At 47.0% G+C, this 20,502-nt stretch carries 16 protein-coding genes; 7 read left to right on the top strand and 9 right to left on the bottom strand.

Annotated features, from left to right (window positions below; genetic code table 11):
* Positions 1-184 precede the first annotated feature (184 nt).
* Positions 185-1,033, top strand: a complete 849-nt coding sequence (locus tag OUY18_RS01245; RefSeq protein ID WP_268056886.1) for a pentapeptide repeat-containing protein — start codon at positions 185-187, stop codon at positions 1,031-1,033.
* Positions 1,034-1,158: 125 nt separating this feature from the next.
* A complete protein-coding gene (locus OUY18_RS01240; RefSeq protein ID WP_419196106.1) occupies positions 1,159-1,662 on the top strand; it encodes a GNAT family N-acetyltransferase in 504 nt (167 codons plus the stop codon).
* Between the two features lie 184 nt (positions 1,663-1,846).
* Here the strand turns inward: OUY18_RS01240 and OUY18_RS01235 are convergent, their stop codons facing one another.
* From OUY18_RS01235 to OUY18_RS01215, 5 genes are all read right to left on the bottom strand, one after another.
* Positions 1,847-4,474, bottom strand: coding sequence for a cation-translocating P-type ATPase (locus tag OUY18_RS01235; RefSeq protein WP_268056885.1), 2,628 nt, complete (start codon positions 4,472-4,474; stop codon positions 1,847-1,849).
* Positions 4,475-4,690: 216 nt separating this feature from the next.
* On the bottom strand, positions 4,691-6,688 hold the full coding sequence (locus tag OUY18_RS01230) for an alpha-amylase family protein (protein WP_268056884.1): 1,998 nt from the start codon (positions 6,686-6,688) through the stop codon (positions 4,691-4,693).
* Positions 6,689-6,712: 24 nt separating this feature from the next.
* Positions 6,713-7,558: a carbohydrate ABC transporter permease gene (locus OUY18_RS01225; protein ID WP_268056883.1), complete on the bottom strand. Its 846-nt coding sequence runs from the start codon at positions 7,556-7,558 to the stop codon at positions 6,713-6,715.
* Between the two features lie 16 nt (positions 7,559-7,574).
* Positions 7,575-8,459 carry a carbohydrate ABC transporter permease gene (locus tag OUY18_RS01220; protein WP_268056882.1) on the bottom strand — a complete coding sequence of 295 codons (885 nt, stop codon included), beginning with the start codon at positions 8,457-8,459 and terminating at the stop codon, positions 7,575-7,577.
* A gap of 75 nt (positions 8,460-8,534) precedes the next feature.
* Entirely contained in the window at positions 8,535-9,854 is a 1,320-nt protein-coding gene (locus OUY18_RS01215) for an ABC transporter substrate-binding protein (RefSeq protein WP_268056881.1), read from the bottom strand.
* Between the two features lie 222 nt (positions 9,855-10,076).
* On the opposite strand from OUY18_RS01215, the gene OUY18_RS01210 reads away from it, so the two are divergent.
* Positions 10,077-11,786, top strand: coding sequence for a sensor histidine kinase (locus tag OUY18_RS01210; protein WP_268056880.1), 1,710 nt, complete (start codon positions 10,077-10,079; stop codon positions 11,784-11,786).
* A gap of 5 nt (positions 11,787-11,791) precedes the next feature.
* The gene (locus OUY18_RS01205; protein WP_268056879.1) at positions 11,792-13,300 is read left to right on the top strand and encodes a response regulator; all 1,509 of its coding nucleotides are present in this window, start codon (positions 11,792-11,794) and stop codon (positions 13,298-13,300) included.
* A 45-nt stretch (positions 13,301-13,345) separates the two neighbouring features.
* Here the strand turns inward: OUY18_RS01205 and OUY18_RS01200 are convergent, their stop codons facing one another.
* Complete coding sequence (locus OUY18_RS01200; RefSeq protein WP_268056878.1) at positions 13,346-14,104, bottom strand: DeoR/GlpR family DNA-binding transcription regulator; 759 nt, start codon at positions 14,102-14,104, stop codon at positions 13,346-13,348.
* A gap of 174 nt (positions 14,105-14,278) precedes the next feature.
* Between OUY18_RS01200 and OUY18_RS01195 the strand changes: the two genes are divergently transcribed.
* Genes OUY18_RS01195 through OUY18_RS01185 form a run of 3 tightly spaced genes read left to right on the top strand, consistent with a single transcriptional unit; the run spans position 14,279 to position 18,289 of the window.
* Positions 14,279-14,962: a class II aldolase/adducin family protein gene (locus OUY18_RS01195; RefSeq protein WP_419196105.1), complete on the top strand. Its 684-nt coding sequence runs from the start codon at positions 14,279-14,281 to the stop codon at positions 14,960-14,962.
* 30 nt (positions 14,963-14,992) lie between these two features.
* Complete coding sequence (locus OUY18_RS01190; protein ID WP_268056876.1) at positions 14,993-16,471, top strand: rhamnulokinase; 1,479 nt, start codon at positions 14,993-14,995, stop codon at positions 16,469-16,471.
* Between the two features lie 57 nt (positions 16,472-16,528).
* Complete coding sequence (locus tag OUY18_RS01185) at positions 16,529-18,289, top strand: L-fucose isomerase (protein WP_268056875.1); 1,761 nt, start codon at positions 16,529-16,531, stop codon at positions 18,287-18,289.
* A 76-nt stretch (positions 18,290-18,365) separates the two neighbouring features.
* On the opposite strand, the gene OUY18_RS01180 is transcribed toward OUY18_RS01185, so the two are convergent.
* From OUY18_RS01180 to OUY18_RS13835, 3 genes are read right to left on the bottom strand one after another with little or no spacing between them, the layout of a single operon-like run.
* Complete coding sequence (locus OUY18_RS01180) at positions 18,366-19,265, bottom strand: DUF3298 and DUF4163 domain-containing protein (RefSeq protein WP_268056874.1); 900 nt, start codon at positions 19,263-19,265, stop codon at positions 18,366-18,368.
* A gap of 2 nt (positions 19,266-19,267) precedes the next feature.
* Entirely contained in the window at positions 19,268-19,765 is a 498-nt protein-coding gene (locus OUY18_RS01175; RefSeq protein WP_268056873.1) for an RNA polymerase sigma factor, read from the bottom strand.
* Complete coding sequence (locus OUY18_RS13835) at positions 19,723-20,160, bottom strand: EamA family transporter (RefSeq protein ID WP_419196104.1); 438 nt, start codon at positions 20,158-20,160, stop codon at positions 19,723-19,725. The genes OUY18_RS01175 and OUY18_RS13835 overlap by 43 nt, the downstream gene beginning before the upstream one ends.
* Positions 20,161-20,502: the final 342 nt, after the last annotated feature.

The raw sequence follows: 20,502 nt of genomic DNA, 5'->3' as shown, positions 1-20,502 counted from the left end.
GTTTTTCCGGCAGCGGGGATTTCTTATTGTCATATTGAAATGATGAGCATTCTGGAATATACTATTTTTATAGATACTAATTTTAATATAGGAAAGGAAGTCTGTGTTTGAATTTCACCATTCGTCCGGAAAGGGAGAAAGATTACCGTAAAGTCGAAAACTCCACAGAAATCGGAGACAGGATATGACGCAAGTTATTGATAAAGATTTTATACAGTCCCGCATTCCTTCGTTAAAACCCCAATGCGAAAATTGCTTCGGCCTTTGCTGTGTAGCACTGTTTTTTTCAAAGCTGGACGGTTTTCCGGAGGATAAAAGTTCCGGTACGCCGTGCCCCCATCTGGATACCGCTTTCCGCTGTACGGTTTATGACCGGCTTGAAAAGCTCGATTTAAAGGGATGCATCTCATATGAATGCCTGGGCGCGGGGCAACAGGTTTCTCAGATTACATTTTCAGGAAAAAGCTGGAAGGCTGAACCCACAGCTGCAAGCGCCATGTTTGACGCATTTTTGAGGATGCGGCAGCTACAGGAACTGCGCTGGTACTTAATGCAGGCGTTATCGTATACAATGAAAGCGCCCAATACCGAACTTTTCGAAGCCCTTCAGGAAACAGAAAAAATAACCCTTCTCCCCTGCCGGTCTTTATTGGAGTTTCAACTGTCCGAATACCGGACAAAAATCTTCCGGCTGCTCAGCGAAATCAGCAGCCGAATTCGTGCCGATATGGGGAATCAATTTGACCGGAAAACAAAGGGGCAAAAAAAGGGTTCGGATTTGTTTGGAAAAGATTTAAGAAAAAGGGATCTTCGGTGCGCGGATTTACGGGGTACATGCCTGATTGCCGCAAATTTAGAAGGTGCGGAACTGACCGGTACGGACTTTACCGGCGCTGACCTTCGCGATACAAATTTGGAGGGGGCAGACCTGTCCCAAAGCCTCTTTCTGACCCAGTTCCAGCTCAATTGTGCCAAAGGAGACACACGCACCCGGCTTCCTGAATTTCTGGAACGGCCAACGCATTGGTTCTGAAACCGCAGTTCGATAAAAGGCATCGCGGGAGAACCCGGCGCGGATGTTTACCGAAGCAGGTAGAACGGCTACGCTATGGATACAACCGGCAAATTTAAGCACCATAGTAAATAAAGGAAAAGGAGATGCAAAAAATAAACATTGAAACAAACCGCTTGATTTTAATTCCTCTAACGGCCCGTCAGCTTCAATTATGGGCGGAGGAACTTCCCTCTTTAGAAAAAGAATTAAACTGTTCCTATGACGCGGAACCGCTGGAAGGTTTTTTCCTGAAAATCATAAAAAGTCAGCTGAAAATCACCCAAGAGGATGAAGAAAATTATTTATACCATACCTTTTGGCTGATTGTCCGCAAAGAAGATCGCATTGTAATCGGTTCCTCCGATTTTAAGTCCCTGCCCAATGCGGAAGGGGAAGTGGAAATCGGTTACGGCTTAGGGAAAAAGTATGAACATAACGGCTATATGACCGAGGCCGTGCAGGCAATGTGTCAGTGGGCGGAAAAGCAGGAAATCATCCGGCACATTATAGCGGAAACCGAAAGGGGTAACCGCCCTTCTCAAAATGTATTATCCCGCTGTGGGTTCCGGCTCTATAAGAGCGGCGACACCTTGTGGTGGAAACGATAAGAATGTCCCTACCGTACAACAGGGCGTAAGACTTTTTAAGCCTTACGCCCTGTTTATTTCAGCAACAAATCTGCTATAAAAACTTGTAGATATGGACAAAGAAATATGGCTGCATCTCCATTAATGAGATACAGCCTTGTTATCCTGCGGCACTGTAAATATCCGGTTTCTGATTTGTCTGTGTTTAGGATAATTTCCGTTTAAACAGCTTTACAATTTCTACAATCGGAATAACAGAAAAAGCGAGAGCAAGCGCCACGGAATATTCTACAATGGATATTTCCTCAAACCCAAACGCTATGGAGAGCGCCGGAATAGAAATCACTGCGGTTGTAAGAAGAAGGGAACCGATCATTGCCCAGATCAGGAAAGGATTCTGGTATGGAATCGTCAGAATGGAGCCGCGCTGTGAGCGCATATTGAACGAATGGAAGATTTCCGCCATGGACATCGTAAGAAACGCCATGGTAACTCCGTCCGGGCTGTTCATAATCTCCCACCGGCCGTTCTCCATGAAATGGCCGATGAAATAGGCGGCAAGCGTAACACAGGAAACCATAATGCCCTGATACAGCACATCCCAGCCAAGACTGTCTGAAAAAATTCCGGCTTTCGGGTCCCTTGGTTTACGGGACATCAGGTCCTTCTCCCCGTGCTCCATTCCCAATGCCAGAGCCGGGAAACAGTCCGTAATCAGGTTAATCCAGAGAAGATGCACGGGTTTTAAAATGGTAAATCCAAGGATTGTCGCCACAAATACGGAAATTACCTCGCTAAGGTTGGACGAAAGCAGGAACTGAATCGACTTTCGGATATTGTCGTAGATAATCCGGCCTTCCTCAACCGCCGAAACGATCGTTGCGAAGTTATCGTCCGCCAAAACCATATCCGCAACGTTTTTGGTGACGTCCGTACCGGTAATCCCCATGCCGATACCGATATCCGCGCTTTTAATCGAAGGGGCGTCGTTCACTCCGTCACCGGTCATGGCGGTGACCATGCCCTTCTTTTTCCACGCGTTAACGATACGCACCTTATGCTCGGGCTGAACTCTGGCATAGACGGCGTATTTTTCGATATCCCGGTTGAATTCTTCATCCCCGATATCATCGAGCTGCATGCCGGTCAGCGCCTGCGAAGCGTCGGTTATAATGCCGAGCTGGGTCGCGATGGCCACCGCCGTGTCTTTATGATCGCCCGTAATCATCACGGGACGGATGCCTGCTTCCTTGCACTCTTTTATCGCGTCAACCACTTCCGGGCGGATCGGGTCAATCATCCCGACAAGGCCGATGAAGGTAAGCTCTTTCTCCAAAAATTCCGGTTCGAAGGAAGCCGGAGCCTGCGGATGGGTTTTATAGGCGGCGCCTAAAACACGAAGCGCTTTGTCCGCCATTTTCTTGTTTTCCGCCAGCACATCGGAACGAAGCTCTTTTGTAAGCGGAACCGCCTTGCCGTTCTGAAGAATATGGGTGCATTTTTTCAGGATTTCATCCGGAGCGCCCTTGGTGTACTGAATAAATTCATTTTCTACCGCATGCACCGTAGACATCATTTTGCGCATGGAATCGAACGGAGCTTCCCCGATGCGGGGCGTTTTCACTTTCAATTCATATTTTTTCAGAGATAAGGAGTTCGCGTAATTCACCAAGGCGTTTTCCGTCGGCTCCCCTTTTACCTCTCCTTCTTCGTTCAGCTCGGAGTCGCTGCACAGCGCCATTGCTGTAGCAAGAAGGCGCTCATCGTCCCCGTAGTGCTCCACAACCGTCATCTTGTTCTGCGTCAGCGTTCCGGTTTTATCGGAGCAGATAATCTGGGCGCAGCCCAGCGTTTCCACCGCCGTTAATTTCCGGATGATCGCATTCCTCCGCGACATGTTTGTAACGCCAATAGAAAGGACAATGGTCACCACGGTGGCAAGGCCTTCCGGAATCGCCGCAACGGCAAGGCTTACCGCCACCATAAAGGTATTCAAAACAACCTCTCCGCTGAAATTTCCTTCTTTCAGCAGGCTGAACGCAAAGATAAAGATACAGATTCCAACCACAAGGTAGGTTAATACTTTGCTTAACTGATTCAGCTTGATCTGAAGCGGCGTCTCGCCTTGTTTCGCGTTCGCAAGGGCATCCGCGATCTTGCCCATTTCCGTGTCCATGCCGGTTGCAGCCACAACCGCCCTGCCGCGGCCGTATACCACCGTGCTGCCCATGTACGCCATATTTTTCCGGTCCCCGAGCGGGACTTCTTTTTCGTTATTTAAGTACAGGGTATCGACAAATTTATTGACCGGCACGGACTCGCCCGTTAAAGCCGCCTCTTCAATTTTCATGCTGGCGCTTTCAATAATTCTGCAGTCCGCCGGAACGGCGTTGCCGGCTTCCAGAATAACAACATCGCCCGCAACCAAATCTTCGCTTCTGATATCCGCCACAGAACCGTCGCGAAGGACTTTGGTTGTTGCAGCGGCCATCTCCTGCAGCGCTTCAATTGCCTTTTCCGCCTTGCTTTCCTGATAAACACCCAGTATCGCGTTAATCAGCACCACGAACATTATGATAAACACATCGGCCGAGGATTCATTCGCGTAAGCAGAAGTAATCGCGGAAATCACCGCGGCAACAATCAGGATGACGGTCATTGGCTCTAAAAGCTGCTGGAAAAACCGTTTCACAACGGATTCTTTCTTCCCTTCCGCCAGCTTGTTTTTTCCGTTTGCCTGCAAACGCTTCTGCGCCTGTGCTCCCGACAACCCCTCTTCACTGCTGTTCAAATGCCGAAATACCTTTTCCGTGTCTTCTAAATAAAACTTCATTCGTTTCTTCCTTCCAAATTGAATTGAATATATAAAAAAAGACTCATGCACAACTATGTAAGTTATGCATGAGTCTCGTTCATTAAGACAAGCCAGACCGAATCGGCCATGTATGTTGACTTGGCACATACGCAAAAACGTAAGTAAACTACTCCCTCAGGTTGATTCTATTTTATCAGTTACAGACTTCGTTGTCAACTTCTTTTTGCGCATCCGCTAATACTGAATATCCACCAGCGTATGGCCCTCAATTTTTGGAAGGGTAAAGTTCAGGGTTCCGTCCTTCTGTTCAAACGGAACGGGCGTATTTTCCGGCACAGTCTGAACAGACTGCACCCTCTTTTCCCCGACAAACAGCTGAAAGGAAACATCATATAAAGGAAGAATATCTTCAATCGTATAGATGTCCTCCGACCGTTTTTCCGTAATATAATGAAGCACGTGAAGGATATCGCGGTTTTGGCTTTCCTGCCGGTTCAGGGAAGTAATCATGGTGGACGGCCCGTTGTGCGACACCAGTTTCTGCGGAAGCAAAAGCGCAATGGCGTCCTTCATAATCTGCTTGCACCAGTTTGCGCAGTTTTTACGGTAGATGCGGAAAACCGGATGCGCAAAGTAAATCACATTGCCTTTTCTTGTTGCCGCCGCATATCCTTTCCTGCCGGAAGAGGGCGCGTGCTGATGGGAGCAGAACGTTTTCCCCTCGCGGTTAAAGTAAGGCTGAATGCTGTCCATCAGCACCTCGGCGTCTTTTACCCGCGTCTGTGCCGCACGAAGGTACATGACATATTCCTCACGGTTCAGCTCTTTGCCGATTGTATCATTCGGCAGAATGAAATCCCTGTAATACGGCGACTCCCGTTCATAGGATACCCCGTAAATACTGTCCGAACCGTTTTCCGTGTCCAGACAGGAATGATACGTGCCGATTACCTTTCCGCCTTTCGCGATGTAGGCTTTCAGCTTCTCCTCCACGTCCTTGCGGAAAAGGATATCATCCGGAAGAAGAATCAGCGAATACGAATCCATCGGCGTTGTGCTGTCAATGATGTCAAACTGATAGGAAAGCTCCTGAAGCATCCGGACAGCCCCGACCAGTGCCGGAGGAAGCCCAAGGTCATGTTCTTCCTCCGTGTAAAATTCCTCCGGCGTTAAAACAGCGATTTCCGCTTTGGGGACGGCTCTTTTGCAGTAAGGCTCCTTCGCTTTGACCTGCGAATAAACATGCCCGATCAGGTCATAGGAGCCTTTCGAAAGCCTGCCCGAAGGATGGAGCTGGTCGCCGATCGAGCAGCCCGCACCCATCGCAAGCATATTGAAGCATTCAAACTCAAGGGCGGCCTTATTTTTTAGGGAGTGAAAATCGCCCCAGTAGGTGTGGAATTTGCCGGTCATCCCGATAAAATCCTTGCCCAGCGTCCGGGCATAACGGGCGGTCGCCGGGAAATGGTCATACCCCCAGCCTCCGCTCGGCAGAGATTCCAGCTCCAGATGCGTGTAGTCTTTAAAGCTGTTTCTGGAAGCGGGGCCTACATGGGAACTATTGTAGAAGATTTCTGCTTTCGGAACCCGGTCGCGGATAAAGGCGGTAATTTCCGTTTTGAACTCTTCCAGCATGTGAAGGGAATACGCAAGCCTGTCGGATTTTTTCGTATGGTCGTACCCGAGCGGCTTCATTTTCGCCTGACAGTGCGGACAGTCGCAGTCCGTTTTAAACAGAATATCCATGAAAAATCCGTCGATGTTTTCCGCACCGATCACATCGATAATATCCTGCAAATGTTCCTTAAAGAACGCCCTGTATCCGCTGTTCAGACAAATCGTGTAATAAAAATGCGGTTTGGGAACGCCCTGCGTGTCAATGTATTCCCCGTCCGCGTCCACCGCCAGCCATTCCGGATGCTCGCGCATGACGCGCCCGTCCCACTGCACCGTTGTGTAAATCGGAACTTTGATATTATGCCTGTGGCAGGCTTCAATCTGTTCCGGAAGAAGATTGTGGTTGGTCAGCGAAGGATGAATCAGTTCCGGAAACTTTTTAGACGGGTAATAAAGCCACCCGTGATGGCACCGGGCAAAGCATGTAATGGAATCGACGTTTGCCTGTTCCAGCGTCCGCACAAAATCTTCGGCACAAAAATCTTTCGCCACATTGGGGATATATTCGCTTGTATGAAAATCGAGGTGAATCTGCCTGAATCGTAATTCGCCCATTGTTTTTTCTCCTTTCCTGCTCGTTTATTCCTTTACCGCGCCCGCAGCAAGTCCGCTTTCCACTTTTTCCTGGAACAGCAGATAGATTACCATCGGAATGAAAACCGTGATAACGATGGCGGCCATAAGCGGGCCGTAGGCGGAACCTCTTTCTCCGTTAAAGTTTAAAAGACCAAGGGCAATCGGCTTGAGCTTATCGTCATTGATAAAGAGAAGCGGGAACAGGATATTGTTCCATGCTCCCAAAAAGTTGAAGATGGAAACCGTGGAAATTGCCGGAACCGTCAGCGGAAGCATAATCCGCGTGTAAATCTGAAAATAACCGGCGCCGTCGATAATCGCCGCTTCTTCAAGAGACCGGTTGATCCCCTTCATGAAGCGCGCGAGAACGTAAATGCTGAAGGAAAGGGAAAAAGCAACGTAAATCAGCACCAGCGCAACCAAGTTGTTCTTTAAGTTGAATTTGCCAATTATGTAGGCAACCGGCACCAGTATAGTATGAATCGGTATCATCATGCCCGCGAGGAAAAAGATTGTCAGCGCTTTCCCGCATTTTAAATTGAACCGGGAAAGCGCATAGGCCGCCATGGAGGACACCACCGCCAAAATCACAACCGTCGCAATCGAAATCACCAGGCTGTTTATGAAGTAGGTGCTCATATTTGCGCCGTTCCACGCTTCCACATAATTGCTGAACCGAAACGTTTTCGGCAGGGAAAAGGGATCGCCGAAAATTTCGGTGTTGTCCTTAAAAGAAGAAAACACGGTAAAGACCATCGGGCAAATAAACATCAGCGCCATTGCGGTTAAAAACGTAAACAGGCCGACCTTGCCCAAAGCTTTCCTGCCTTTGTAATTTGTATGATTCATTTCTTTAACCTCCCAATCAATTCTCCGTCCGGCTGGTTAAATACTCGCTGCCAACCGTCAGAACCAGCGCGATCAAGAAGATAATAATACCGATCGCACTGCCGATTCCGTAATGGTCGTAACGGAAAGCTTCATAATACATCAGCGTTGTCGGCAGATTCGTCAGGCCGTTCGGGCCGCCCTCCGTCATGACGAAGATCAAGTCAAACACCTTAACCGTTCCGATAATATCCATTACGATACACATGCTGATAATCGGTTTCAGCATGGGAACCGTTATGAGAAAGAATTTTTTCACCGTGGTAATGCCGTCAATTTGAGCCGCTTCATAAATATCGTCCGGAATCGTCGTCAGTCCGGCTATTAAAATAACCATGTAATAACCGACTCCTGCCCATATGTTAACGAATATGATCGTATTCATTGCTGTCGAAGTGTTAATAAGCCAGGGAGTAACAAATTGGGAAAGTCCCATGTTCGTCAGAAGAGTGTTAAAAGAGCCGTTGGGCATAAAAATAAAGTACCATAACAGGCCAACCGCCGTCAGCGGAAATACGGTAGGGACAAAATACACAGCCTTGTAAAAGCGGTAGCCCCTGCATTTGGTATTGATGGCAACGGCGAGCAAAAGGGCAATCGGGGTGTGAAAAAGCACGCTGAAGAAAACCATTTTTCCCATATTCTGCAAGGAAATCAGAAATCCGGGATCTTTAAAAACGGCTATGTAATTTTTTAAGCCGACCATTTTAATGGCGGTGCCCGCAATTCCATTCCAGTCCGCAACGGAAAAGTAGAAAGCGCCGATCATCGGAACGATCTGGAACAGAACATAGAGCACAAGCGCCGGTACGATAAACAAAAAGATTTTGAATTTGTCTTTTCTTGATTTTAAATAAATCATCTTCATTTCCTCCTATTAAAGGGAATTCCAGAGACTCGCATCTCTGGAATTACTCTTTAAAACATTACAGGCTGCTTATTTCGACTTGTCAATTTCGGACTGTATCTGCTGAGCCGCCTGTTCAGGAGAACTGCCAACCAACATGCTTACGATCGCGTTTCTTGTTGTATCCTGCATGGATGCAAGCGGATCGAAGTCAAAAACATCAACGGCAATACCCGTGGAGGTCTTCCCAAGCTCTACGTTTTTCAGGAGCAGCGGGTTTACCTTTTGGGTATCAAGCGTAACATCCGTTCTTGGAATCAGGAAAGAAGCCTCTTCCGCAAAGCGCTTCGCGGCATCCTTCGAAGTAAGCATTTTTAGTAATTCGATTGTGTAATCCTTATCTTTTCCGGTCAGTTTCCCGTTCACCATGTACGGGCTGATAACCTGCATATCTTCATTCTTGTACTGCGGTTTTTCATCGAAAGACGGGAACTTCGCAACTTTAATATCGTCTGCGGCCGGGCAGTCTTTTTTGTTTGTGAAATTGCTGATATTCCACGTGCCGGTAATAATCATGCCCGCCTGGCCCTTCTGGAACTGGGACAGTACGATATCGTCGCTGATACCGGCCGCTCCGGACGGGAACGCACCCATATCATTGAGTTCCTTTACAAAGCCCAGGGATTTCACAACATCCGGGTCCGTCCATTTCATGTCTCTTGAACCAAGCTTTTTGGCGGCTTCGGTTCCCATCCACTTGTAGAAAATCTGGTCGTGGAGATGGCCGGCCATATACGTTGTCTTTGCGCCCAAAGCGATCGGGGTTACATTGATTGCCTTTAATTTCTGAATCGCTGTTTTAAACTGAGACCATGTCTCCGGGAAGGAGTCGATTCCGGCCTTCTTAAAGAGAGCCTCATTGTAATAAACGCCGATTAAGCCGGATTCCATCGGAATCGCATAGGTTCCGTTATGGCCGGGAACCTGATAGTAGGAAAGCGCACCGGGAACGAATTTGTTCCATTCCGGGTCTGCCTTCAAAACCGGATCCAGATCCATAATCAGACCGTTGTCGATATATTCGCCCAGATTCGCAACACCCTGAATACGGAAAATATTCGGGAGTGTTCCGGAAGAAAGATCCGTCTTCAGCTTATTGTTAAAGGACGATTCGTCACCCTGTGACTCATCAATAACCTTGGCATCCGGATGCTTGCTTTCAAACTCTTTGATAATGTCTTTAAAAATTTCAACCTGTTTGGTTGTACCGGCCATTCTGGTTAGAAGCCGGATCTCAACTTTTTTCCCATCGGAATTGCTGCTGCCGCTTTGGCTTCCGGTGCTTCCGGAACACGCCGTCATACCCACGCAAAGCGCAACTGCGAGAAATAGGGATATCAACCTTTTCATAACGCTACCTCCGTTTTTTATTGAGGACTGCCTTTACCTTCCTCTGGACTTTATCATAGCAATAACGTACTATGAAAGACATGGACAATTTCCTTTTAATTTGTACTTTTTTCATATAATCTTTAAAATCTGTTCAAAATAATCGAATTATTTATTCATAATTGCAACTCAATTTCAAAAAACATGTTAAAATAATGCAGACAAGCCAAGAGGAGGGACATTATGAAAATCCCCGCGAAAATGAAGGGAATGCCTCTGAATAAGCAGATTTTTGGGAGCATGTTTGCCATTTCATCCGCTATTATTCTGCTCATTTCCATCGCCACATGCAGTATCATTTTTACAAAAGTAATGGATCTGGAAACAAAATCCTCCATCCAAAATCTCGATCATATCAACAGCCAGCTGGATTTTTTTCTGACGTCCGTCGACAACTATACGAAAAGTATCATTGTGAATGCAGCGGTACAGGACGCTACCAACAAATATAACACCAAAAAACAAAAATTCAGCGAACTGGATCAAATGCGGCTGAAGGATGAGCTGAACACGATTATTCAGTCAACCTCCTTTATCTACGGCGTGAATGTATACAGCCAGTCAAAACAGTTAATCGCTTCCACCGAAGTTCCGACAAACGAAGACAGCCTGAGCGGCATTGAAATTCCGTCCGACCGCATCTGGCTTTCCGCGCGGAAGACATCCATTTCTGACCGGAATCAAAAAATACCGGTTTTGATGCTTGTACAGCGATTTTACAGTTACAGCACCGGAAAAATGTTGGGTTATATTGAAATATCCATACCGGAAACCTCCATTTCCGATATTTATCAGAATACGGAAAACGAAAATAATACCTGCATCATTGATTCAACCGGTTCCGTTCAAAGCACGGACGGCCTGTACCCCATGTATTCCGTCTACCCAAATCTGGATAACGCGCTTTATAAAAACAAATCCGGGTTTTATTTTATCAATAATAAAATTGTCTTTTACAAATATTTTCAGAAACTGAACTGGTATATCATTACCCAGGTCGGCGGCAGCATCTTTTTGCAGCCGATTTACTTCCTTATTTTCCTGTCTGTCTTCATTGCTGCGTGCGGTGTTGTAATCTGCACCATCCTGTCGCACAAAATCGCCCGGACGATTACATCGCCGATTGATCAGCTCATCCTACATATTCAAAAGGTCATTCAGGGCCAGTGGGAACCCGTTCCCAACCATACCGAACAGAATGAAATCGGCTTTCTGTTCAACCGGTTCAACGAAATGCTCGTCGCCCAGGCGAACCTGAAGGACAACCTGCTGAAAGAACAGAAAATGAAGCAGAAGCTTTCCCTGGACTTATTGCAGGAACAGGTAAATCCGCATTTTTTATATAACACACTCGATAATATCTGTTCTTTGGCCGAAATCAATGAAAACGAAACGCTGATCGAAGTGGTCATGAACCTTTCCAAATTTTATCGGGAAACCTTAAGCAAGGGAAGTTTCTTTGTAACGATACAGGACGAAATTTCCATTACAACCGCCTATTTGAATATTATGCGCATCCGTTATTTTAATAAATTCGAATTCACCATTTCCTGCCCGGATTCCTTAAAAACGTCCCCCTGCCTGAAGCTTCTGTTACAGCCAATTGTTGAAAACAGCATTTACCACGGGATTTCGCAAATTTACGAGACCGGCATCATCAAAATCGATATTGCGGAATCGGAAAACGGAATTCTTTTCACCGTTTGCGATAACGGGGTCGGGATTTCCGAAAAAAGGATTCAGGAAATCTGGGAAGAGCAGAACAGTCATTTCGGGCTGAAAAATGTAGACCAGCGGATCAAACTGTATTATGGCGACCAATACGGCTTGAAAATCAAACAAAACGCTGACAAAGGCTGTACAATTACGCTTGAAATTGCAAAGGAGGTGTAACAGCCGTGCTGAATGTTTTCATAGCGGACGACGAATTCTTTATCCGTCAGCGCCTGAAGCGCATTATCGACTGGGACAAACTGGAACTCCGATGCGTCGGGGAAGCCGAAAACGGACAGGAAGTCATTGATTTTGTCACGAGCCATCTTGTCGATATCCTTCTGCTGGATATTAAAATGCCGGTAAAGTCCGGCATGGAGGTTCTGGAATACATATACGAACACGGCATCAACACGAAAATCATTTTTCTTTCCGGATACAATGACTTTGCGTACGCGCAAAAGGCGATTAAGTGCCAGGCGGTAAATTATCTGTTAAAACCCATTGACAAGCCCAGTCTGGACAGCGCCCTGATCTCCTGCCGGGATAACATCCTGTCGTCGCTGAAAAGCCGGGAGGGAATCAAAAAATACAATCAATACCTGCGGCGCTCCTTTGTTTACAAAGTGGCCACCGGCGGGAAAGAAGTCCGCGAACTGTTCCAGGCATATCCGGATTTTTCCTCTTTCCGCTTCTGCTGTTTTCTGGGGATTTACTGTTATGAAGAGATCAAAGCCTGTATGGAACTGTTTTGTAAAAAGATCAATGGCAGCGGCATCGCCTTTGAATACTTTCAGGAAAATGAGCACACCGCAGTCGTTCAGTTCTGTTTTGAAAAGGGAAGCGAGTCTGAGGATATTTTCGCGCTTTGCAGCGAATTTCTGAACCAATTTACAGATTATATCTTTCTGTCTTTCGGGGAACCTTTCCCGATTCAGTCCGTTTGGGCAGCACAATATCAGCTGGTTTTGGACGACCTGACAAAACGGTACTTCTACACGGAAAAGAAACTGGTCCGGCAGAAAAGCAGTGAAATTTACAAAATCGATAAAAAGGCCTTTTTGTCCCTGCGGCAAAACATTATCCTTTGCCTGAATGCAAAAGATCGGACAAATCTGGAAAAACTGCTGAAAAATTTATTTGACGATATCCGGGAATCAGGGAACCACAACCAGCTCAGCCTGATTGTAACGGAAATTCTGATTATTTACAGTGTGAACTCCCATGAAGTATTCCTTCCGGCAAAAAATTTAAACGCCTTTGCCAGAGAACTAATCGATGAGGGCTATTCTTTGCAGGCACTTCTGGAAACCGTCGTCTCCTACGGCCTGCAATGTATGGAACATATTGTCACCATGCCGTCGGACGCCGTTCTGGTGAAGAAAATAAGCGATTATATTTCTCAGCACTGCACGGAACCCGAACTTTCCGTATCGAAAATATCCGAATCTTTCAATCTTAACCCCGCTTATATGGGAAGCGTCTATAAAAAAGTCACCGGGCAGTCCATCGTACAGTCGATTACCGCTTTGCGGATGGGAAAAGCAAAAGAGCTGCTCAACACGCGGGATTATAAAATCATACAGGTAGCGGAAATGGTAGGCTATGCCGACGTGTTTTATTTCAGCAAGAAGTTCAAAAAATTTTACGGATGCTCCCCCCGCGATTACAGCAACAGCGAAGAGATCGTTTAAAGAATGCCCGTCATCGCGGATGACCGGCATTCTTATTGCTGTATGCTATTCAAACAAAATATCGCACGACGCTTCCGCCGCCGCCCTTGCAATGTCCTCCGGCGGCTTCTTTTCCGTAAGGATTGCGTCGATCCCCTTAAAACCGCTTAACCGAAAGAAATAGGACTGATTGAATTTACTGCTGTCGCAAAGCAGAATGGTCGATTCCGCGTTTTCCATCATCTGCTTTTTTACCATAACCTGCTGCTGATTCGCCTCGCAAACACCCTGCCGGTCGATTCCCCGGCAGGATATGATCGCCAAATCCGCTTTAAACTGGGTGAAAAAGTGGCTTGCCTGTTCCCCGACGATGGAGGTTGAACCGTATTTTACATGTCCGCCCGCCATATAGGTATCCGCGCAGTCATTCTGGATTAAACTGAGGGCGGTTGTAATCCCGTTTGTCGCTACGGACAAATTGTTATATTTTTTCAGAACGGGACAGATATTCATCACCGTTGTGCTGGAATCTAAAAACAGAGAAAGACCATCCGCTAAAAAATTTTCCGCCAGCGTGCAGATATATGTTTTTTCATCCTTCTTTTCCATATCGCGGAACGTGTAGGAATATTCCCAGTTTCCCCCCATGGCAAGAGCCGCGCCGCCGCGCTTGCGGATTACCAGCCCCATGTTTTCCAAACCGATCAGGTCGCGCCGGATGGTTGCAGGACTGCAATAGAGCTGACCGGACAGATAATCCAGTGATACATGCTTTTTTGCCCTCAGGATTGCCATAATTTTATCGCATCGCTCTTCCGCAAACATAACTTTGAACTCCTTTTCGCTTCGTATGAAACATTTTGAATAATTATGAAACAATTATACCTTTATTCCGTCAATATTTGCAACAATATTGCAAAATATTTACATTTCGTTTCAGTCTATTTATAATTTGAACTGCAAGTATATAAATATTTTGAATATATGAGGAGAGCTTTTATGGAAATTCAGCAGGTAAAAGAGCAGATTTGTGATATATGCCACAAAATGTGGCAGTTGGGCTGGGTAGCGGCAAACGACGGAAACGTAACGGTCAAACTGGAAGACGGCAGTTTCCTTGCCACCCCTACCGGCATCAGCAAAAGTTTTATTACGCCGGAAAAGATTGTCAAAATCAACGCAAAAGGGGAAATTCTGGAGGGAGCGGAAGGATACCGTCCCTCCTCTGAAATCAAGATGCATCTGCGCTGCTACGAAGAAAGGGACGACGTCGGCGCGGTACTCCATGCGCATCCGCCGACAGCAACCGGATATGCCGTTGCGGGCAAAAGTCTGGACGAATATTCCATGATTGAAACCGTCATCGCGATTGGTTCCATTCCGCTTACCCCTTACGGAACCCCTTCCACCATGGAAGTACCGGAAGCCATTACGCCCTATTTAAAAGAACACGATGTCATGCTGCTTCAGAATCACGGCGCGCTGTCCGTCGGAGCCGATTTGATTACCGCTTACTATCGGATGGAAACGCTTGAACTGTTTGCAAAAATCAGTCTGACCGCGCATCTGTTGGGCGGCGCGCAGGAAATTCCTCCGGAGAATATAAAGAAACTTCTGGAATTAAGAACTTCCTATTACCATGTGACCGGCAGACACCCCGGTTATAAAAAATACAATAAGTAAGGCATGCATGGCGCAAAAGGAGGCGTGTGTATGGGAAAAAAGAGAGTACTTGCCTTTGATTTCGGCGGTTCCAGCGGCAGAGCCATGCTGGCACGTTTCGACGGGCAAAAAATCGAGCTGAAGGAAGTCCACCGGTTTGACAATGAACCCGTCATGGTTCACGGCACACTTTATTGGGATGTTCTGCGGCTTTTTCACGAAATCAAGCAGGGAATCGTTCAGGCCAATAACGCGGGCGGATTCGACAGTATTGGAATCGACACCTGGGGCGTGGATTTCGGGCTGCTTTCCAAGGAAGGCACTCTTTTGGAAAACCCGGTACACTACCGCGACCGCCGTACGGCAGGAATGATGGACGCCGTCTGCAAAAAGATCGGCGCGGAGCGTTTGTATCAGCTTACGGGAAATCAGCTGATGGAAATCAACACCGTCTTTCAGCTTTATTCCATCGTTCAAAACAGGCCGGAACTCCTGCGCAGTGCGGAAACCGTACTTCTGATGCCAGACTTATTCAATTTCATGCTGACGGGCAAAAAATACGCCGAATGTTCCATTGCTTCCACCACGCAGCTCATGGACCCGGTACATCAGCAATGGAATCCAGCGCTGATGGAACAGCTTGAGCTTCGGCCTTCTTTATTCCCTCCGATCGTGAAATCCGGAACGGTCGTGGGGACCCTCACGGAGGAACTGTGCCGGGAACTGGAAACAGAACCGAAAACCGTAATTTCCGTGGCTTCCCACGACACGGCCAGCGCCGTGGCCGCCATTCCGGCTGAAACAGAGGACTTTATCTTTATTTCCTGCGGCACATGGTCGCTGTTCGGAACGGAATTACCGTTCCCCATCATCAATGAGAAATCACGCCGCTGTAATCTGACCAACGAGATCGGCTACGGCGGAACGACTACTTTTCTGAAAAATATTATCGGGCTGTGGCTGATTCAGGAAACCCGCCGCCAGTTTAAACGCACGGGCAAAGCATATTCCTACGCCGACATGGAGCAAATGGCGAAGGCAAGCAAGCCGTTTGCCTGCCTGATCGACCCGGATTCGCCGGTCTTTGTACAGCCGGGCGATATTCCCGGCAGAATCCGGGATTTCTGCCAAAAAACAGGACAATATGTGCCCCGGACCGACGGGGAAATCGTCCGCTGTATTTACGAAAGTATCGCCATGAAATACCAATACACGCTTGAACAGATACAGGACTGCACAGGCAAAGCGTATTCCTGCATTTACATGGCGGGCGGCGGTACAAAAGATCGGCTCCTCTGCCAGATGACCGCCAGCGCAGCCAACCGGAAAGTAATCGCGGGCCCCACGGAAGCAACCGCGCTTGGAAACGCGGCGGTTCAGCTGATCGCGCTTGGCTTGATACCCGATCTTTCCGAAGCAAGAAAGAAGATACGAAATTCATTCGAGCCGGTCGCCTATTTCCCTGAAAATCACGCTCTTTGGGAGCAGAATTTCGAAAAATTTAGACGATTACTTAAAACGGAACAATAATCAGCCGCTAATTGGAACGGCTGTAAATCTGATAAATAATTTAGGAGGAAAAGCAATATGAATTATCCAAGAATCGGAATCCGGCCGATCATTGACGGCCGCTGGGGCGGAATTCGCGAGAGCCTGGAAGACCAGACCATGGGCATGGCAAACGCCGCAAAGGCTTTAATTGAAGAAAATTTAACCTATGCGGACGGCACCCCCGTGCAATGCGTCGTTTCCCCCTGCACCATCGGCGGAGGCGCGGAAGCCGCCCGTTGCGCGGAATATTTTTCCGGGCAAAACGTATGTGCAACCCTGAGCGTAACCCCCTGCTGGTGCTACGGAAGCGAAACGATGGACTTGGACCCGCTCACGGTCAAAGCCGTGTGGGGCTTTAACGGAACGGAGCGCCCGGGCGCGGTTTATCTGGCCGCGGCAATGGCGGCTCACGCGCAGCGCGGCCTGCCGGCTTTTTCCATTTACGGCCGGGACGTGCAGGATATGGATGACCGAACGATTCCCGAAGACGTCGCCGAAAAAATCCTCCGTTTTGCCCGCTGTGCCGCCGCGGTCGGGCAAATGCGCAATAAAGCCTATGTGGGGCTGGGCGCGGTCGCCATGGGAATCGGCGGCTCTTACTGCGACGCGAACTTCTTCCAGAAATATCTCGGCATCCGCGCGGAATGGGTGGATATGACCGAAATACTGAGAAGAATTCACCTCGGAATCTACGACCATGAAGAATATGAAAAGGCGCTTGCCTGGACAAAAGCAAACTGCAAGGAAGGCGCGGACAACAACGCCCACCCGAATTCCAAAGAGCAGAAGGAAAAAGAGTGGGAATTCGTTGTAAAGATGACTTTGGCCTGCCGTGACATCCTGCTCGGCAATGAAAAGCTGAACGATATCGGAAGACACGAAGAAGCCCTCGGCCGGAATGCGATTCTCGGCGGTTTCCAGGGACAGCGGATGTGGACGGACTGGCTTCCGAACGGTGATTTTACCGAAGCAATCCTCAACTCCAGCTTTGACTGGAACGGCAAACGGCAGCCGATCACGCTGGCAACCGAGAACGACGGACTCAACGGAACCGCTATGCTCTTCGGCAAGCTGCTGACCGGAACGGCCTGTGTGTTCGCGGACGTAAGAACCTATTGGAGCCCCGAAGCGGTAAAGCGCGTAACGGGGAAAAGCCCAACCGGTATGGCTTCCAACGGATTTATGCATTTAATTAATTCCGGAGCGGCCGCGCTCGACGGTACCGGCGTTTGCAAAGACGAACAGAACAAGGGCGTTATGAAAAAGTGGTGGAACGTCACAGACGAGGACATTCAGGCCATGGCGAAAGCGACAGACTGGTGCCCGGCGAATCTTGGCTACTTCCGCGGCGGCGGATTCTCCTCGCACTTTAAGACACAGGCGGAAATGCCCGTTACCCTTATGCGCGTGAATATTATCGACGGTGCGGGGCCGGTGCTTCAGATTGCCGAAGGCTATACCGTTGTCCTTCCGGACGAAATTCACAAGAAACTCGACAGCCGTACCGACCCGACATGGCCGACAACCTGGTTCGTTCCAAGATTAACCGGGAAAGGCGCTTTTAAGGACGTTTATTCCGTTATGGCGAACTGGGGAGCCAATCACGGCGCTTTCGCCTATGGCCATATCGGAAAAGATTTAATCTCCCTCTCAAGTATGCTGCGAATTCCCGTTTCCCTGCACAATGTACCCGATGAAGAGATTTACCGCCCGCATGCCTGGTCCGCATTCGGAACAAAGAACCCGGAAGACGCGGATTACCGGGCGTGCGCCGCTTACGGCCCGCTTTATAAATGATTGCTCCACTCCTGATTTATACAGAAAACCGCTGTCGGCACCGATTGTGCTGACAGCGGTTTTCATTTCCAAAAGCTTAATGGATATATTCGTTTCCAACTAATATATTGGACAAAACGTCCGTTGGTATTGTAAACTCAACAACCCCCATACACCCGGGAGCAACGTCATATTTATCAAAGGAAATGATCAGCTTGCCATCCTTATTGATATAAAAGCTCTGGTCTTTTTTAATCTGGTTAAACTGTTCGCTTGGATCGATTTCCGGATCATCCAGCCAGTACGTGACATCTTTGTCTTTCTTCATTTGCTCTCGCATCTGCTTTTTAATGTTATCGCTGATGACCTTAATATATTGATCGTCTTTAAAAAGACTTGGAAGTGTCAGTAGAACCTGCTTTTTCTTGTCGATGGTATCATACTTCATTTGCGTTGAGGATGACCCAACCGTGTTTACCGTATAACGGCCTATGGAAAGGATCCTGTCCGTATCGGTCTTTACTTCATAGCCGCTGCTGATGCCCATGTGGCCGCCGCCGTTTTTCTTTAATTCTTCCATATCGGCGGTAAATCCCTGATATAACTCTTTCCCCTCTTTCAGGTATTTTTCATTGATGCTGTTTTCCAGTTTTTTATCCTTCAGCCCCTGAACCTGAGGCACTTTGATTTCCGCATCACACCCTTCATCTTTTACCGTATACTCCCGGAAAGTCAATACCTTCACCAGATTTCCGACTACCGGAACTTCCGACATGGATTTGGCAAAAGCGGGGCTTGAATTGATTTCTACGATAAAGATTCCGAAGACAATTGCGATCGACGCGGCGATCGCGCCGAGCCTTCGAAAAGCTTTCTTATTCGGAATAGAATAAACTCCATTTTCTTTCAAGGTCTTACGCACTAAAAAATCCAGTTCCTGGGGGATCGGCGTATCCATATATTCTTTCTTTAACTGATCCAGTTTTTGATTACCCATTGTTAAACCTCCTTCGCATCATTCATCGTTATGCGCAGCTTTTGAAGCGCCTTATACAATCTTGTTTTGACGGTATTCACATTTTCATTTAATACTTCTGCAACTTCTTCAATTTTAAGGTCTTCAAAGTACCTTAAAACGACAACGCTTCGGTAACTGACCGGCAAATCCTCCAACGCCTTTCGCAGATCAAAATCCGTGTACTGGTCACATTCCCCCGAATCCTGGTCGGAAAGCATTTCCTCATCGGACAGAACCGTTTTGTTCCGCTTTCTGAGAAAATCCAAAGCAGTATTTACTTCAATCCGGTAAAACCATGTTTTTATGTAATCCGGCTCTTTCAGGGATTTCTTTGAGGAAAATGCTTTTGTAATCGACTCCTGAACAATATCCTGTGCGTCGTATGGATCTTTTACTATACTATAAGCCAACCGGTAATGGCTATCCTGATATTTCATTACATAATCCGCAATTTGCATTTCAATTGTTTTCTTTCCCATTCGTACGAACCTCTCCCTCCTGATTTTTGATACGTATCAATTTGCTGTGTACATCTATTAGACGCTGTAGATTGGAAAATAGTTTTCAAAATCTTAAAAATCTTTAAAATTATATCATGAAATATCAAAAAAACCTGCACAGCTGAAGCATTCAGCATCATGCAGGCCAGCGATCCGAAAACAGACTCACTGGATAATATTATCGCAGTCCTTGTAGAGGTTGTCAATGTTTGGGAAGCATTTGGCAGCAGGAAAGCAAGCCCCGTGCTGAGCACTCCGAGATACAGAAGGGAAAGCACTCCGTTCATCCCGATCGATGTCTGTCCTCCCGGGAATAAGAAAATCATTGGTATCGAAAAAATGCACGCAAAAGCAAACGGAACAATGGTAAGCATTCAATTGCAATGCAAAAAGGAATTCCGTTAACGTCATTTTTTCTTACCAGCAAATTCATTTCTTTTACTGTTTTTGCAGCATTTTCGGTTCATTATTTTTTCTTAAAAAACTTATTCAGAATATATTGTAAAAAATGGAATTAAATGTTAATATATATTTGCAATTCTGAACAATAATTTTTAATTCTTTTCTTTCACAAGTTTTAAAATATTGATTTCAGAATTTTTTTTACTAAATTTTAGAGAAAATTTTTTCTCTGATGTTTAAAATAACAAAACATTTATTCCGCCAGCCCTTTCGGAATCAAAACTGCTCTTAGCATTTGAGAAATTGACCCTTTT

Source organism: Caproiciproducens galactitolivorans (assembly GCF_026672255.1).
GTDB lineage: Bacteria > Bacillota > Clostridia > Oscillospirales > Acutalibacteraceae > Caproiciproducens > Caproiciproducens galactitolivorans_A.
The sequence above is the reverse complement of the archived record's forward strand: the minus strand, read 5'-3'. Positions and strand labels throughout refer to the sequence as shown.